The 15,408-nt window shown below is 63.5% G+C and carries 15 protein-coding genes; 7 read left to right on the top strand and 8 right to left on the bottom strand.

Translation table 11 applies throughout. From position 1 onward, the window contains the following. Positions 1-266: 266 nt before the first annotated feature. The 5 genes from FJ958_RS22430 to FJ958_RS22410 all read right to left on the bottom strand — a co-directional run bounded on the left by FJ958_RS22430 (position 267) and on the right by FJ958_RS22410 (position 5,854). Positions 267-2,177, bottom strand: a complete 1,911-nt coding sequence (locus tag FJ958_RS22430; RefSeq protein WP_140745535.1) for an ATP-binding protein — start codon at positions 2,175-2,177, stop codon at positions 267-269. 24 nt (positions 2,178-2,201) lie between these two features. Then, positions 2,202-3,347, bottom strand: a complete 1,146-nt coding sequence (locus FJ958_RS22425; protein ID WP_140745534.1) for a hypothetical protein — start codon at positions 3,345-3,347, stop codon at positions 2,202-2,204. Between the two features lie 40 nt (positions 3,348-3,387). Then, positions 3,388-4,476 (bottom strand): hypothetical protein, encoded by a 1,089-nt coding sequence (locus FJ958_RS22420; protein WP_140745532.1) that lies wholly within the window; start codon positions 4,474-4,476, stop codon positions 3,388-3,390. Positions 4,477-4,752: 276 nt separating this feature from the next. Further along, entirely contained in the window at positions 4,753-5,142 is a 390-nt protein-coding gene (locus tag FJ958_RS22415; protein ID WP_140745531.1) for a cytochrome c family protein, read from the bottom strand. A gap of 100 nt (positions 5,143-5,242) precedes the next feature. Further along, a complete protein-coding gene (locus FJ958_RS22410) occupies positions 5,243-5,854 on the bottom strand; it encodes a thymidine kinase (RefSeq protein ID WP_140745530.1) in 612 nt (203 codons plus the stop codon). A gap of 261 nt (positions 5,855-6,115) precedes the next feature. Here FJ958_RS22410 and FJ958_RS22405 point away from each other — a divergent pair, with 261 nt between their 5' ends. From FJ958_RS22405 to choV, 3 genes are all read left to right on the top strand, one after another. Then, positions 6,116-7,051, top strand: coding sequence for a choline ABC transporter substrate-binding protein (locus FJ958_RS22405; protein ID WP_140745528.1), 936 nt, complete (start codon positions 6,116-6,118; stop codon positions 7,049-7,051). A 135-nt stretch (positions 7,052-7,186) separates the two neighbouring features. Then, positions 7,187-8,041, top strand: a complete 855-nt coding sequence (gene choW, locus FJ958_RS22400; RefSeq protein WP_140745526.1) for a choline ABC transporter permease subunit — start codon at positions 7,187-7,189, stop codon at positions 8,039-8,041. After that, a complete protein-coding gene (gene choV / locus FJ958_RS22395) occupies positions 8,038-9,219 on the top strand; it encodes a choline ABC transporter ATP-binding protein (RefSeq protein WP_140745525.1) in 1,182 nt (393 codons plus the stop codon). The genes choW and choV overlap by 4 nt, the downstream gene beginning before the upstream one ends. Positions 9,220-9,284: 65 nt before the next feature. Here the strand turns inward: choV and FJ958_RS22390 are convergent, their stop codons facing one another. Both FJ958_RS22390 and FJ958_RS22385 read right to left on the bottom strand, forming a co-directional pair. Next, entirely contained in the window at positions 9,285-10,694 is a 1,410-nt protein-coding gene (locus tag FJ958_RS22390) for an ATP-binding protein (RefSeq protein WP_140745523.1), read from the bottom strand. Then, entirely contained in the window at positions 10,691-11,407 is a 717-nt protein-coding gene (locus FJ958_RS22385) for a response regulator transcription factor (protein ID WP_140745521.1), read from the bottom strand. Before FJ958_RS22385 ends, FJ958_RS22390 begins: the two co-directional genes overlap by 4 nt. Positions 11,408-11,687: 280 nt before the next feature. On the opposite strand from FJ958_RS22385, the gene FJ958_RS22380 reads away from it, so the two are divergent. From FJ958_RS22380 to clpS, 4 genes are all read left to right on the top strand, one after another. Next, a complete protein-coding gene (locus FJ958_RS22380; protein WP_140610749.1) occupies positions 11,688-11,987 on the top strand; it encodes a hypothetical protein in 300 nt (99 codons plus the stop codon). A 38-nt stretch (positions 11,988-12,025) separates the two neighbouring features. Continuing rightward, positions 12,026-12,298, top strand: coding sequence for a hypothetical protein (locus FJ958_RS22375; protein ID WP_140610748.1), 273 nt, complete (start codon positions 12,026-12,028; stop codon positions 12,296-12,298). A gap of 162 nt (positions 12,299-12,460) precedes the next feature. Next, positions 12,461-12,775, top strand: a complete 315-nt coding sequence (locus tag FJ958_RS22370; protein WP_140745519.1) for a hypothetical protein — start codon at positions 12,461-12,463, stop codon at positions 12,773-12,775. A 140-nt stretch (positions 12,776-12,915) separates the two neighbouring features. Further along, entirely contained in the window at positions 12,916-13,221 is a 306-nt protein-coding gene (gene clpS / locus FJ958_RS22365) for an ATP-dependent Clp protease adapter ClpS (RefSeq protein WP_140745517.1), read from the top strand. A 54-nt stretch (positions 13,222-13,275) separates the two neighbouring features. On the opposite strand, the gene FJ958_RS22360 is transcribed toward clpS, so the two are convergent. Next, positions 13,276-15,354, bottom strand: coding sequence for a hypothetical protein (locus FJ958_RS22360; RefSeq protein ID WP_140745516.1), 2,079 nt, complete (start codon positions 15,352-15,354; stop codon positions 13,276-13,278). Positions 15,355-15,408 lie beyond the last annotated feature (54 nt).

The following is a 15,408-nucleotide window of genomic DNA, read 5'->3' as shown; positions in this document are numbered from 1 at the left end:
GCCCAAAGATGCGTCGGCCTCTCGTCCGCCACCGCTCCCGCCATCATAACGGATTCGGCAAATGACAAGTTACAAAGATGCCGGCGGGCAGATGAGGGGCGTGACCTTTCCTTCTCCCCTTGTGGGAGAAGGTGGATCGGCGCGCAGCGCCGAGACGGATGAGGGGTGTTGGCCGTAGCGCCGTTGATGCCAAGCTGGAACACCCCTCATCCGTCGCCTTCGGCGACACCTTCTCCCACAAGGGGAGAAGGGAAGGCTGGCGCACCTCACGCATTCCAAAGCCCCTTCTTCTTCATCTCCTCCATCTCGCGTGCCGCGCGTTCGCGCAGGCGGGCGTCGCGCAGGAGTTTTTCCACCGCGGCGTCGTCGGACTTGTCGGAATAGCGGAACTCGCTGTCCGCGTAGCGGTTGATCTCCTGCATCACCATATCCATCGAGAACGGGCCGCGCAGGTCCTCGATCATCGCCTTCTTGTCGTCGTAGCTCTTGTGCATGAAGGCTTCCGGTTTCTCGAACCAGTCGTCGGGAAGCTCGATGTCCATGGCGCGCATCTTGATGGCGTCGGTGACATTCTTGATGGCGCGGCCGGTGAAGCGCGGTTCGGCGTCCTTGATCAGGTGCAGATAGGTGCCGATATCGGCCATGGTCCTGGGCGCGCCGTTCTCCTTCATGTAGCGTTCATAGACCCGCATCAGCCCGTCCTCCCGCGGCTTCTCGTGCTCCTCATAGGCTTCCGCGACGGCGCGCTGGATCTCCTGCGCTGCGTAGAGTTTGTGGTCGCCCAGCGGAATCTTGTGGTTCTTGCCGGCGAGAAGGACAAAGATGTCGATGTAATCGTCGCGCGTCTGCGGTCCGTCGACCAGCCAGCGGGCGCCGGCGCGCTGGCGCAGCGCGTCGTCGACATTTTCGGGATAGTTGGAGAACATGCCGAACGAGCAGTTGCCGCGCACGACCGTGGACGCTCCTCCGAAGGCGTCCATCAGGACGCCGGTGATTTCCTGCTGGCCGGCCGAGGCGCGGTCGTCGGAGCGGCGCGCGGCCACCTGGTCGATGTCGTCGATGGTGCCGAAGCCGATGACGCGCGGGTTCAAGACGTTGTTGATGAACTGGCGGCAGTTCTGGCCCGACTTGCCCTGATAGGATGAGATCTGGTCGACGCCGAAATTCTCATAGGCGAAGGGGTAGCCTGCGACCTGGCAGTAGTCGTGGACGAGGCCGGCGATCATCTGGATCAGCGTCGTCTTGCCGGTGCCGGGCGCGCCGTCACCGATGAAGGTGAAGAGGAAGCCGCCGAGTTCGACGAAGGGGTTCAGTTCGCGCTCGAAATCATAGGCCATCAGCATCTTGGCCAGCTTGACCGACTGGTATTTGGCGATGTGGTTGCCGACGACCTCTTCGGGCTTCTTGAAGGTCATCACCAGCGGCTTGGAGCGCTTGCCGGGCGCAACATCGAAACCGTCGAGGGTGAAATCGTCGACGTCGATGCGGATATGGGCGCTCTCGAATGGGCCGATGCCGTCGAAGCGGCCTTTGCGCGCCAGCAGCCCATCTATGGCGACGCGGGCGAAGGCACGGGCGCGAGTCATCAGGTCGGCATCGTCGGATGAGCCTGCTATCGCCTTGTCGAGGCCGGCGATGATCGACTTCACCGCATCCTGGGGTGTGTCGAAAAGAAAATCCGGCTCGGGAATGTCATTCGGCGCCTCGCCGTCGCTGTCGATCAGCTGGAACAGGTAGGAGGCGAGGCTGAAGGCCGCGATGTAAGCCGATGCCGACAGCAGTTTCTTGAAAGTGGACGCCTCGTCGCCTTCGAGCGGGGCGCGGGTGTTCCTGGCCTGCAGGCTTTCGAGATCGGAGCCTTCGGCGAATACGTCCGACACCGCCAGCGCGACCGCCGTGCCGCGCCGGGCGCGAAACAGCAGCGTGTGCTGCGGGATGGTGAGCAGCTGGTCGTCGGCATGGACGGCGCCGACGGTCTTCGACAGTTCGACCTCGCGCGTGCGGCGCACCGAGCCGACCGAGACGGTGGAGACGAAGCGGCGGTTGGTGCCGGCAAGCGCCGTGCCGGATTCGCGCGATGGATCCTCCAGCACGACGATGCGGGTGATGAAGCTTTGCGCGGTGGCGCGGTGCTTCTCGATCGCCGCTTCCGGAATGGTGGTCAGGCCGGTGTCCATGAAGGATGCTCCCTGGTGTGACGGTCAGACGTCCGAGATGACCTGTCCGTTGGACAGGATGTGGACCTTGTAGCCGCCAAAGATCTTCTGCGCTTCGCCGGCGGCGTAGAGCGCCTGGTAGGCCTCGTGCGGGATCAAGGCATGGTTCTCGTAGCTCGACACGCCCTGGCGCGCCGCTTCCAGATCGTCGGTGTCGATGAAGAATTCCTCGGATGCCGGCTCGCTCGACCAGAGACCCCTGCGGCCCGGCTTCTCACTCTTCGAATAGACTTCCTGGATGGTCCAGGTCAGCAGCCAGGCATTGTCGGGCTTGCGCACCTTGGCCAGTACTTGGGCGACGACGGAGTTGTTTTCGGTGATGCCGGCCGAATAGAAGGGACCGAGCACCACGCGGCGCAGCTGCTTGGGATGCAGATTGGGGAAATCCTTGTCGAGGTTGACCGCGATGGTGGCCGGCGACAGCGTGTAGGCGGAGTTCTTCTCGGTGAAATCGTCGAAACGGTGGGCTAGCTCGGGATTGAGCAGGCCGTCGACGGGCAGTGGGATGTCGACCTTGTCGTTGAGCTTGCCGTTCCTGTCGACGAGCTGGTGGATCATGTTCTCGGATGAGTCCTCCACCGTCACCATGTAGACCAATGGCAGGTTGGCGCTGCCGTCGAAACTCGCCCAGTGGACGAGATAATAGGGCCGCGCCGTCCTCGGATTGACCGAGACCTTGGCGGTCTGCGCCAGTGTGAACGGGCCGAAGGTTTGCTCGCTCTTGACGTCCTCGAGATAGAGCCGTTCGGCCATCGACCGCTGCAGCGCCTCGGGGAATTCCTTGTGGCGCAGGATGAAGTCCGCCATCTCCTCGCGCAGTTCGCTGGCCAGTGGGATGTTGGCGAGCCGCGCGTCGGCCTGGCGGCGGTCGTTTTCCAGTTCGAGCAGGTTCTGGAACACCGGGAAGCCGCTTTCGGCGCGCGAAATGCGGAACGTGTCCATGAAGCCCAGCCGATTGCGCCAGCAGGAGAAGGACTTGTCGAGCCGGGCGATGTATTCGGCGACGATCCCGGCGACGATGCCGTGCCGGTAGAGCGGCGAGCGGTCGTCGCGCATAAACACTTCAAGTCCACTGAGCGCGGCCGTGATCGCCGAGAAATACCGCGCCGCCGCGTCGTTTTCGGAGATCATGCTACTGGCCCTGGGAGCGTCGCACCTGTGCGTGCGGCAATTATGACTGCACGTAGTTGGCCGAATTGTGCTTCTTCAGCACCTCGTTGAAGCGGCGGGCAAAGGCGTCGTCGGCAAGCTTCTTGCGGCGCTGGATATCGGCGGTGGCGACCATGTTCTTCTCGTGCATCTCCAAGAGGTCGCCGATGTGCTTCTGCGAGGCGGCGCCGATACCGGCCATGGTTTCCTCGGCCGTGTTGTCGACCTGGCTGCCCAGAGTGTTGATCTTGTGGGCGACATCCTGCTGGGCGGCGGTCTTCAGCGAATCCTCCAGCGCCTTGTAGAGCACGATGCGCTGCTCGGTATCGATGGTCAGCTTGTTGATCAGCGTCGACTGCGCGGCGATCTGGTTGTTGAGCGAATCGACGAAGGTCTGGAACATCGAGGTGTAGCGCTCCAGCGTCTGGCTTTCGGCCAGCAGTTCCTGCTCCTTGGCCTGCTTCTCATTGTATTCCGTGGCCATTTTCGAGCGTTCGCCTTCGAGCTGCGTCCGGTCCATCTGGCTGGTCGAGGCAGCGATCTTGTTCTCGATGTCGAGCAGCATCGGATTGAGCTCCCCGATGCGTTTCTGCACGGCTTCGAGGTTCGTCATGGTGGCCTTGCGGCGCTCGATCACCTGCGACAGGCTGGCCTCCGACGTCTTGTAGCGTTGGTCGAGGATTTCTTTCTGCGCCTTGAGGATGCCGACGATGGTGTCGGACTTGGCCAGCAATTCCTGCAGATTGCCGGCCAGCGACATGTTGCGGACGCGGTCGGTGCGCATGCGCTGCTTGCGCTGCGCCGAAAAGACGCCGACGAAGTTCTCCCAGCCGGTATAGTTCTTCATGCTCTCGAATTCGGCGCCGAAGACATTGGTCGCGTCCTCGAGCCCGATGATCAGGTCGGCGATGTTGCCTTCCATCACCTTCTGCTGTTTCAGCACGTCCTCGATACGGGCGTTCTCGATGTCGAAATTGGCGTCGCCGATCTTCTTGTCTGATGTGGCGAGCGTGTCGAGCATGGTGCCGGATTGCTCGATCCTGACCCGCATGTCCTGGACGACCTGCTTGGTCTTGGCAATTTCGGCATCGAAATCCTGCAATGTCGCCATAAGGGCCTCCCGCTTCGGCATCAGGTCGCTGGTTGCGAATAGCGGCGAATATAAGTGGGGCATCCGGGGATTGAAAGGCGCGACGACAAGGGCGGAGCGAAAACAAAATATCCGGCCGCGCCCTTGAAAGCCAATGGAGCCGTGGTCATGGCGTGATCAACTGGCCAGCCAGTCATAGTTCAGCTGATTTTGAACTTTCATGCCGGCAAAGCAATCAGTCTCCGCCGAGGCGGATGCCCTCCGAATTCGACAAATAACTGACCGGTTGCAGCCGGCTCAGGGTTTTGGGTCGGCCTTCAGATAGGCAATGATGTTGGCGATGTCGTCGTCACTGCCGAGGCCACCAAAAGCCATCCTGTTGCCGGGCACCTTCAGCCTGGGCGCCTTGAGGTATTCGGCAAGGTTCGCCTCGTCCCAGACAAGGCCGGCGGCGCCGGCGCTTTTCATGGCCTCCGAATAGTGGCCGAGGAAGCTTTCGGCGGTTCCCGCCGTGCGGCCGACGACACCCATCAGATGCGGGCCGACCTTGTCGCGGTCGCTAGCCGCTTCATGGCAGGCAATGCACCGGTTGAAGACGTGCTTGCCCAGCACCGGGTCACCGCCAGCATGAGCGGCAAGCGAGGTGACAAGCAGAAGGGTGCTGGCTGACAAAACGGCTCGAAGCATGGCTGACCCCGGGGAGCTCTGGCTGACGGCCTTATAGGACGGAGGCCTTAACAAACGCTGCATCGGCAGATCGGGGGCGATGCGTGATCCGCGCGCCCGGTCAGGCCCTGGTGAAGCCGATAAAATCATCGGGCGCGGCGCGGCCCATTTCCTCTTCCCAGTGGCGGCGGCAGAGCGAGACATAGACGTCCTTGCCGATCGCCACCTGTTCGCCCTGGCGGGCAACCTTGCCGTCCGGGCCGAGGCGCACGACCATCGTCGCCTTGCGGCCGCAGCGGCAGATGGTGCGGACCTCGCGCAGGTCGTCGGCGATCGCCAGCAAGGCGCGCGACCCGGAAAACAGCTTGCCCTGGAAATCGGTGCGCAGGCCGTAGCACATGACCGGGATGTTCAGCCGGTCGGCGATGCGGGCGAGCTGCCAGACCTGCTCCTCCTCGAGAAACTGCGCCTCGTCGACGAAGACGCAATGCACGGCGCTGCGCCCGTTATGTTCGGCGACGCGGGCGAACAGATCGTCGCCGTCGCGGAACATCTCGGCCTCGGTCTCCAGCCCGATGCGCGACGAGATCAGGCCGCTGTCGCCCTTGCTATAGTGGCCGGCGACGAACAGCATCGTCGTCATGCCGCGCTCGCGATAATTGTACGATGCCTGCAAGAGCATGGTCGTCTTGCCGGCATTCATCGTCGCGTAGTGGAAATAGAGCTTGGCCATGCCGCTCTTTTAAGCCGACTTGTCGCGGGGCGGGGAGGGCCTGCCGCCGCATTCCCCTGAAAAAGCCGTCACGGCCGGCACCGACAGGGTGAGGCCGGGTCGGCAAAGCGTCGGCCGTGTCGCTGATTGGCCAGCCCGCGCCGTTGATCGTGATTGCCTTAATGCTTGAAACCGCACGAGAATGGTGTTTGGCTGACGAAACAAGGCGGGCAGAAAAACCGTAACTTCGCCTCGCCAAAGAATCGCAATGGGAGAAAGTACATGTCGCGTATGAATTCTTTCGTCGCCGGCCTCGGCCTGGCGGCTTTCCTGTCCACGAGTGCCGCCTTTGCCGGCGATCCGGCGAGTTGCAAGACGGTTCGTCTCTCCGATGTCGGCTGGACCGACATCCAGGCCACCACCGGCCTCGCCTCGGTGCTGCTTACCGCGCTCGGCTATGAGCCGAAGGTCATCCAGCTGTCGGTGCCGGTGACGATGGCGTCGCTCAAGAACAAGGACCTCGACGTCTTCCTCGGCAACTGGATGCCGTCGATGACCAACGACATCAAGGATTACACCGCCGACGGTTCGGTCGAGACCATCAGCACGAACCTGACCGGCGCCGGTTATGGCATCGTCGTACCGACCTATGTCGCGGATGCCGGCGTCAAGTCGCTGACCGACCTTGGCAAGTTCAAGGACAAGTTCGACGGCAAGATCTACGGCATCGAAGCCGGCAATGACGGCAACCGCATCATCCTCGACATGATCAAGAACCCGAAGGACAACCTCGCCGGGTTCGAGCTGGTCGAGTCCTCGGAGGCCGGCATGCTGACGCAGGCCGAGCAGTCGATGAAGAACAATGAGTGGATCGCCTTCCTCGGCTGGACGCCGCATCCGGTGATGGGCGCCATGAAGATCACCTATCTCGACGGCATGGGCGACAGCGGCTTCGGTGCGGCCACCGTCTACACCAATGTGCGCAAGGGCTACACAACCGAGTGCCCCAATGCCGGCAAGTTCATCGCCAACCTGAAGTTCAACCTCGACATGGAAGGCCAGATGATGGACGCCATCCTGAAGGGCGGCGACCCCCAGACGGTCGCGACCGACTGGCTGAAGAAGCATCCGGACGCGGTCAAGCCATGGATTGCCGGCGTCACCACCTTCGACGGCGGCGATGCGGCGGCGGCAGTCAAGACCGCGCTTGGAGGCTGAGCCGGCTTTGATTTCGGCATGACCGAAAGAAAAGGGCAGCCATCTGGAAAAGGCTGCCCTTTTTCTTATGCTGTGACAAGATGACGTTACGACAGTACGGAGCCAAAGACAGAGCTCCGGCGGAAGAGGGGTGAGATGGATCCGATTTCCAAATTCATGGTCGATCACAAGATCCCGATCGGCGCCTGGGGAAAATCCTTTTTCGGTTTCCTCACCGACAATTTCGACACCATCTTCAGAGCTTTCTCCAACGGGCTCAATTTCATCCTCGACGGGCTGGTCAACCTTTTGCTGATGGTCCCGCCGGTGCTGCTGGCGCTCGCCATCGCCGTCATCGCCTGGCTGCTGCAGCGCTCACGGCCGCTCGCCATTGCTGTCTTCCTCGGCCTGATCTTCATCATCAATCAGAACCTCTGGAAGCAGACGGTGCAGACGCTGGTGCTGGTCGTCGCCGCCGCCGCGATGGCGATGGCGATCGGCGTGCCGCTAGGCATCTGGGCGGCGCACAAGCCGAAGGTCTATCGCGTCATGCTGCCGGTGCTCGACCTGATGCAGACGCTGCCGACCTTCGTCTACCTGATCCCGGTGCTCACCCTGTTCGGCCTCGGCAACGCGCCCGGTCTCATCGTGACCATCATCTTCGTCATCCCAACCGCCGTCCGGCTTACTCATCTCGGCGTCGTTTCCGTGCCGAAGTCGATCATCGAGGCCGGCGAGGCGTTCGGCGCCACCAAGCGCCAGCTCTTGTGGAAGGTGGAATTGCCCTCGGCGTTGCCCACCATCATGGCGGGGCTGACCCAGTCGATCATGCTGTCGCTGTCGATGGTGGTGTTCGCCGCCCTGATCGGCGCCGGCGGGCTGGGCACCGAGATCAACCGCGCGCTCGGCTCACGCCGCATCGATCTCGGGCTTGAAGCAGGCCTGGCCATCGTTGTGCTCGCCATCGTGCTCGATCGAATGACCCGCATTGGCGTTGGAGGCAAGAAATGACTGTCGCCGTTGATTTCAGGAACGTCGACATCGTCTTCGGCGCCGACCAGGCGGGCTCGCTGGCGATGATCGACAAGGGCGCGACGCGCGCCGAGATACTCGAGAAGACCGGCAATGTGCTGGGCTGTGCCGGCGCCAGCCTCACCGTGCATGAGGGCGAGATTTCCGTCCTCATGGGTCTGTCCGGTTCGGGCAAATCGACATTGCTGCGGGCGGTCAACCGCCTGAACGTCGTCTCGCGTGGCCAGGTCCTGGTCAAGGACGGCGACCGCACGGTCGACGTCGTGACCTGCGACGAGACGACCTTGCGGCGGCTGCGGCAGAAACAGGTGGCGATGGTGTTCCAGCAGTTCGGCCTGCTGCCCTGGCGCACGGTGGAGGAAAATGTCGGCCTCGGTCTCGAACTCGCCGGCGTGCCGGACGCCGAACGCAAGGAGCGTGTGCACAGGCAGCTCAAGCTGGTCAATCTCGACCAGTGGTCGAAGAAATACGCCCACGAGCTTTCGGGCGGCATGCAGCAGCGTGTCGGTCTGGCCCGCGCCTTTGCCACCGAGGCGCCGATCCTGTTGATGGACGAGCCGTTCTCGGCGCTCGACCCGCTGATCCGCACCAAGCTGCAGGACGAATTGCTGCAGCTGCAGGCGGAATTGAAGAAGACGATCATCTTCGTCAGCCACGATCTCGAGGAAGCGCTGAAGATCGGCAGCCACATCACCATCATGGAGGGCGGCCGCATCGTCCAGACCGGCGCGCCGGAAGACATCGTGCTCAGGCCCGCCAACGACTATGTCCGGGACTTCATCGCCAATGTGAACCCGCTGTCGGTGCTGACCGCCTGGAACGTGATGCGCGACCGCCGCGACCTCGAACACGGCACGGATGGCTGGGTTTGGCTCGACCGGCGCAAGACGACACGCTTCAAGATCGACGAGCACGGGCTGGTGGCGGCGGCCGAGCGCGACGGCAAGCCGGCGGTGTGGGTGTCCTGCGCCGATGTCGAGAGACAGCCGGAGGAGAGCGCCCAGGTGTTCTGGGCCAATCCCGGCACATCGCTGAAGACCGTGATGCTGGCCATGCATCGCTCGCAGACTGCGCCGGTCGCGCTGTTCGACGACCAGTCGCGTTTTGTCGGCGCGATCGGCATCCGCGACGTGCTGAGCGCGGTGCTGCGGCGATAGAGCAATTCCAGGAAAAGTGTGAAACGGTTTTCCGTCCGGATTGCGTCGCCAGAAGATAGTTTAATTCAGGTCGCCACCGGCAGGCGCAGCTCCGTCAGCAGTCCACCGTCCGGATGATTGGACAGGCGGATCTCGCCCCCGGCGGCGCGCGCGATGTTGCGCGCGATGGTGAGGCCGAGACCAAGACCGCCGGTCTGGCGGTTGCGAGATTGTTCCAGCCGGACGAAGGAGCCGAACACGGCATCGATCTGGGCCTGCGGTATGCCAGGGCCTTCGTCGCGAATGGCGAGCGTGATCGTGCTCTCCGAGCGGTGGAGGCTCAGATGCGCCTTCTTGCCGTAGGTGACGGCGTTCTGCACCAGATTTGTGACGCAGCGCCTGAGCGCGACCGGCCGCGCCATGCAGATCAATCCGCGCGTACGGGTGCCGTCATTGTCGAACGAGACGTCCGGGTAGGCGTCGGCGATCGATTCCACCAGCGACCAGAAGTCGATGCGTTCGCTTTTTTCCTCGGTCACCTCGAAGGTGGCGAAGTCGATCACGGAACTGGCGATGCTCTCGACATCGGCGAGATCATGCGCCAGCGCCTCGCGAACCGCCGATTTGCGCAACAGTTCCAGGCGCAGCCGCATGCGCGTCATCGGCGTGCGCAGGTCATGCGCGAGTGCGGCGGCAAGATGTTCGCGGTCCTCGACATATTCGCGCAGCCTGGCTTGCATGGCGTTGATTGCCCTGGCGGCGGCTTGGACCTCGCGGCTGCCCGACTCGGCGATCGGCGGGCTCTTCAGGTCCTTGCCGATCCGGTTCACGGCGGTTTCCATCATCCGGTAGGGCCCCGTCAGCCGGCGCAGCGACCAGATCGACATGATCACCACCAGGCCGGCGATCAGCGAATAGAGCGGCAGGCTGTCGACGCTCAGGATCGGGCCGACGGGCGTGATGGGCTCGGTGAAGTTCAGCCACTGGCCGTCGGCGAAGCGCAGCGAGGCGGTCAGCTTGTCGCTCTGGGCAAAGTCGGCGGCCAGGACCAAAAGGTCGCGTTCCACCTGGCCGATATCGGGGCCGGACACCATGCCGCCGGCGTCATCTGCCTCTCGCGTCGCCGGATCGCGCCGCACGCGCGCGTCGGTGACGCCGAACTTCGACAGTCGGCCGACGAGGATGTCTTCCAGCTCGGCCAGTTCGTCGTCGCCGGCGATCGAGGAGGTGACGGCGGGGGTGTCCGACACGGTGAGCGCATAGGTCGAGTTGAACAGGCCCGCGGCGGTCGCCTTGCGCTCCTCGGGCGTGGCGCTGCTCATCAACTGCACCAGCGAATAGGCGCGGTCGTTGAGGCGGTAGAGGTCAACCACGTCGTTGGCGGCGGCGCGGTCGTGCGCCACGATATAGAGCGTCGCCACCTGGCTGATCAAAAGGCCGGCAATGACGATCAGCAGCACCCAGACAGGCAAGGTCTGCGGCAGGAAACGTCTCATTCGGAGGTCGTCTCGGGCAGGAACTGGTAGCCGCCGCTGCGCACGGTGAGGATCAGTTTGGGCGTCTTGGGATCATCTTCCATCTTGCGCCGCAGCCGGCTGACCAGGATGTCGACGCTGCGGTCGAAGGAATAGTCGCTATCGCCGCCGGAGAGCTCGATGAGCTGATCGCGGGTCAGCACGCGCTGCGCGCTCCTGACGAAAGTCTGCAGCAGGTTGAACTCCGCCATGGTCAGCTCGACCCTGACATCGTCGGGCGCGGTCAGCCGGCGCCGCGAACAGTCCATCGTCCAGCCGGCGAAGCGGTAGATCTGCTTGGGGGTGGCGCGCTTCGGCTCGGCGGCGCCGTTGCGCCGCAGCACGGCGCGGATGCGCGCCAGCAGCTCGCGCGGGTCGAAGGGTTTGGGCACATAGTCGTCGGCGCCCATCTCCAGCCCGACCACCCGGTCGGTCGTCTCGGTGACGGCGGTCAGCATGATGATGGGCGTCGAATACTGGGCGCGCAGTTCGCGGCACAATTCCAGCCCGCTCTTGCCGGGCAACATGACGTCGAGCACGATGAGGTCCACCTGCGCACGGCGCAGGATGGCTTCCATTTCGGTGCCATCGGCGGCAACCGAAGTGTGCAAGCCCCGCTTCTGGAAGAACTCCTGCAGCAGGTCGCGGATGCCCTTGTCGTCGTCGACGATCAGTATGTGTGCGTCGGATTTCACAGGTGCCCCGTCTCGGTTGCCGGCAAAGCGATTCTTGGTCGATGAGCCACACGATAGAATTCGGGCCATATGTTGGCCAGTGCCTTGCATTTCAAGGTGGAAGGAATTCGGCTTTCCCGCATAGAGGGCATTTGGCGGCTTTCCGCCGGCGAGCCAGAAACAATCCAGAAACAAAATTCTACAATCCGGAAAAACTCCTGAAAAGGTAGGGCGGCATAACGGTGCCGTGGCGGTCAGGTCATTGGCTGCGACGATAGTCTCCGGGTTTACGGATAAACCGATGCCAAGGTTGTCGATCAGTCTGTTGGGTGCGTTGCTGGGTCTTGGCCTGGTCACCACCGCTGTTGGACAATCCGATGCAAAGGCGCCGCTTACCCGGACTGAACGGTGCGCCAATCTCAGCCACCAATTTGATGAAGCACTCGAAACCCATGCCACGGCAACGCAGGTCACCGCGGCAAAGGCACTTCAGAGAAAGGGCAACCGGTACTGCGCCGCCAAGAAACAGGCGCAGGGCATCCGGATGCTCGCCAACGCTTTGAAGCTGCTTGGAGTGACACCGAACGACCCAGTTCAGTGACGCTCAAACTCGACCCGCAAGAAAAAGGAAACGAAGCCATGAAAAAGTCCCTCCTGTCCGCCCTCGGCCTCGCCGTTGCTCTCGCCTTCTCGATGCCGGCTCTCGGCAACGCCGCCGCCACCACGACCACGACCACTGCTCCGGCTGCCACCACGACCACCACTGCGCCTGCCGCCACCGCTCCGGCCGCGAAGGCTGCTCCGATGAAGAAGGCCGCGAAGGCCTGCAAGGTGACCAAGAAGCATAAGTGCCCGGTCAAGAAATCCGCCAAGAAGGCCGCGCCGAAGAAGGCTGCTCCGAAGAAGGCCTAATCAGCTCCAGGACACCTCTCCATCAAGGCCGCCCCAGCCGCAAACCGGCTGGGGCGGCCTTCTGCCATGCGCTTGATCGGAAACTGAGCACCGGTGGCTTCCGGTCACGCGCTTCGACCTGCCTTAACCCGTTTGCAACGCCGGCCCTGTAGGACTGCCCGCATGAAGAAGCGGCTTTCGTCCATTTTGCGCTCGATAGTGTTCGGCGGCCTGGTTGCCACCGGCATTGCCAGGGTGCTGATCCTGCTCACCGCCAGCCCGGTGCCGGATCCGGCGAGCGGGCGCACCGAGCCTTCGCTGTTTGCGCCAGCCATTTCCAGCAAGTGGGACTACATCACGCCGGCACAGACCTGGCTGCTGATCCTGCTCACCAGCGTGACGCTGATCTGCGTTGTCGCGTGGCCGATCGCGGCATGGATGGAACACCGGGCGGATGCCGACGCAAATCGCCGCGTCTTCGGCCGTCAGGGCCGTTGAACCGCGACCGACAATTTCCCACATGATTGTGAATGACCGGGCCGGCCCGCCGACGGTCTGCATGCCAATCCAAAATGGACGATCGCTGCCGCGCGTGGCAAAATGCGAGGCGAAGCCCGATCGGGAAACTGCCGGTTCCGATGCCAGAAATCACCACAAAACCGCGAACCAAGGTCAAGCCGCAGACCGAGCGGCCGAAGCTCTACAAGGTCATCCTTATCAATGACGATTTCACCCCGCGCGAATTCGTGGTGACGGTGCTGAAGGGCGAGTTCAAGCTCAGCGAAGACCAGGCGCACCGGATCATGATCACCGCGCACCGGCGTGGCGCCTGCGTCGTCGCGGTCTTCACCAAGGATGTCGCCGAAACCAAGGCGACGCGAGCCACCGACGCCGGCAAGGCCAAGGGCTACCCGCTGCTGTTCACGACGGAGCCGGAGGAGTAGAGCAGGCGCTGTTCCTTCTCCCCTTGTGGGAGTGAGAAGGAAAGGCGCCGCCGCTCATCTTCCCTCGCGGTACCACATCGAGCCTATCGCCAGAAGCAACAGGCCGAGGCCGAGGAAGCCGCCGAACAGCGGCACGCGCGAGACGGCCTTCAGGACGCTGTCGTCGGTGGTGCGCAGGCCGATCCAGTCGTTGCCGGAGGCAGCACCGGCCGAGCGCACAGGCACGATGGAAGGCAGGCTCACGTCGCTGCCAGTGGCCGCGGACGGGGTCAGCCGGCGCACGCTGCCGCCGGTGGCTTCCGCCGGCGCCTTCAGCCGGTCCTCGGTGGAGACGACATCGGCGAATTCCGGCGCGTTGACCGGTCCGACATGGGCCAGCGCGGTGAGATCGCCGTTGGCGACCTGGAAGAGACCGATCTCGCTGGTCTGGACGCTGCCGAGGAAGACGCCGGGCTCGGATTTCTCGAGCTTGACGGTCAAGGTCTTGCCGGAGGGGGTGATGATCTGTGCCGGGCCGGGTTCGTCGGCCATCGTCTGGCGGCGGATCTCCAGCACCATGCCGCGTCCCTCGGCGGTCAACCGCTCCTCCTCGAGCTCGGGCTCCTTCATCAGCCAGTGGGCGATGCGCCGGTAGAGCTGGACATGCGGGCCGCCGCCCTCGAAGCCGCGCGCCCACAGCCAGCCCTGATCGGATAGGAGCATGCCGACACGGCCTTCACCCTTGCGGTCGAGCAGGAGCAGCGGCCGGTTGTCGGCCCCCTTCATCACCACTTCGCCTTGCGGGTTCTGCACCCCGATGGTGCGGAACCAGCGGCTCCAGTGCGGCGGTTCTGTGGCCGAACCGTCGAGGCCGCGCGTCACCGGATGACGCTGGCCGAGATCGGTCAGGCGTGGATAGAAGGCCTTTTCGACCACCTCGCCGGTCGGCATGGCCGGCAGGGCCGACATCAGCGGCGTACGCGCGATCGAACTTTCTCCGGCATATTCGGGGCCGGCGGCGATCAGCAGCGCGCCGCCCTTTTCGACATATTCCGAGATGTAGTCGTAATAGAGGATCGGCAGCACGTCGCGGTGCTGGTAGCGGTCGAAGATGATGAGGTCGAAATCCTTGATCTTCTCGACGAACAGCTCGCGGGTCGGGAAGGCGATCAGCGACAATTCGTTGATCGGCGTGCCATCCTGCTTCTCGGGGGGCCGCAGAATGGTGAAATGGACGAGATCGACCGAGGCGTCGGATTTCAACAGGTTGCGCCAGGTGCGCTCGCCCGCGTGCGGCTCGCCGGAGACGAGCAGCACGCGCAAATTCTCGCGGATGCCGTCGACCAGCGCGATGGCGCGGTTGTTGGTATCGGTCAATTCGCCCGGTTCGCGATCGATGGCGAGTTCGATGATGTTGCGGCCGGCGCCCGGAATGGTCACCTGCAGCGGCATGGCCTGGCCAACGGTGGCGTGCTCGACCGCAACCTGTTCGCCATTGACCGAGACACGCACATCGACAGGGCCGCTCTCGTTCTCCGTCGAGATGACGCGGTAGGTCATGTCGAGCGGCTTGCCGACGAGGCCGAAGCGCGGCGCGTTCTCGAAGCGGATGCGGCGGTCTTTCTCGTGCTCGTTGCCGGTGATCAGCGCATGCAGCGGAGCGTTGAAGTCGGGCGCGCCCGGAGGCGCGTCGTGCACCTCGCCATCGGTGATCATGATGGCGCCGCCGACACGCGAGGGCGGCACGTCGCGGAAGGCGCCTTCCAGCGCGCTGAACAGCCGGGTTTCGGTGCGCTCCTCGGCGGCGTCGGACTTGCCGGCCTCGACGACGCGGACGTCGAACTGCTTGAAGCGGCCAAGACGCTGTTGCAGCCCGGCGAGCGCCTCATCGGCCTGCTTGGTGCGGTCGCCAATATCCTGGCTCTGGCTGCGGTCGACGATGAGGGCAACCACGCTCTTCAGAGGGTCACGCTCCTCGTTGAGGAATACCGGATTGAAGAGGGCGGCGGCGAGCGCCAGCAGGGCGACGAAGCGAAGGACCGCGCCGCGCTGGCGAAACCACAGGCCGACAAGCGCAAGCAGCGCCAGCGGCACAAGCACCAGGGCCCAAAGCGGCCAGGAGATCAGCGGTTCGAAGGAGATCGACCAGTTCATGCCTTATCCTCCCTTTGTGGGGAGGGGTCGATCCGCGTGGGGAGCGTAACAAAG

It is taken from the genome of Mesorhizobium sp. B2-3-5, assembly GCF_006442395.1.
Classification (GTDB): domain Bacteria; phylum Pseudomonadota; class Alphaproteobacteria; order Rhizobiales; family Rhizobiaceae; genus Mesorhizobium.
The sequence above is the reverse complement of the archived record's forward strand: the minus strand, read 5'-3'. Positions and strand labels throughout refer to the sequence as shown.

Coding starts and splice junctions, on each gene's coding strand:
- FJ958_RS22405 (WP_140745528.1), top strand. CDS start 6,116: ATGTCGCGTATGAATTCTTTCGTCGCCGGCCTCGGCCTGGCGGCTTTC.
- FJ958_RS22360 (WP_140745516.1), bottom strand. CDS start 15,354: ATGAACTGGTCGATCTCCTTCGAACCGCTGATCTCCTGGCCGCTTTGG.
- clpS (WP_140745517.1), top strand. CDS start 12,916: ATGCCAGAAATCACCACAAAACCGCGAACCAAGGTCAAGCCGCAGACC.
- FJ958_RS22415 (WP_140745531.1), bottom strand. CDS start 5,142: ATGCTTCGAGCCGTTTTGTCAGCCAGCACCCTTCTGCTTGTCACCTCG.
- FJ958_RS22375 (WP_140610748.1), top strand. CDS start 12,026: ATGAAAAAGTCCCTCCTGTCCGCCCTCGGCCTCGCCGTTGCTCTCGCC.
- choV (WP_140745525.1), top strand. CDS start 8,038: ATGACTGTCGCCGTTGATTTCAGGAACGTCGACATCGTCTTCGGCGCC.
- FJ958_RS22425 (WP_140745534.1), bottom strand. CDS start 3,347: ATGATCTCCGAAAACGACGCGGCGGCGCGGTATTTCTCGGCGATCACG.
- FJ958_RS22430 (WP_140745535.1), bottom strand. CDS start 2,177: ATGGACACCGGCCTGACCACCATTCCGGAAGCGGCGATCGAGAAGCAC.
- choW (WP_140745526.1), top strand. CDS start 7,187: ATGGATCCGATTTCCAAATTCATGGTCGATCACAAGATCCCGATCGGC.
- FJ958_RS22380 (WP_140610749.1), top strand. CDS start 11,688: ATGCCAAGGTTGTCGATCAGTCTGTTGGGTGCGTTGCTGGGTCTTGGC.
- FJ958_RS22370 (WP_140745519.1), top strand. CDS start 12,461: ATGAAGAAGCGGCTTTCGTCCATTTTGCGCTCGATAGTGTTCGGCGGC.
- FJ958_RS22410 (WP_140745530.1), bottom strand. CDS start 5,854: ATGGCCAAGCTCTATTTCCACTACGCGACGATGAATGCCGGCAAGACG.
- FJ958_RS22420 (WP_140745532.1), bottom strand. CDS start 4,476: ATGGCGACATTGCAGGATTTCGATGCCGAAATTGCCAAGACCAAGCAG.
- FJ958_RS22390 (WP_140745523.1), bottom strand. CDS start 10,694: ATGAGACGTTTCCTGCCGCAGACCTTGCCTGTCTGGGTGCTGCTGATC.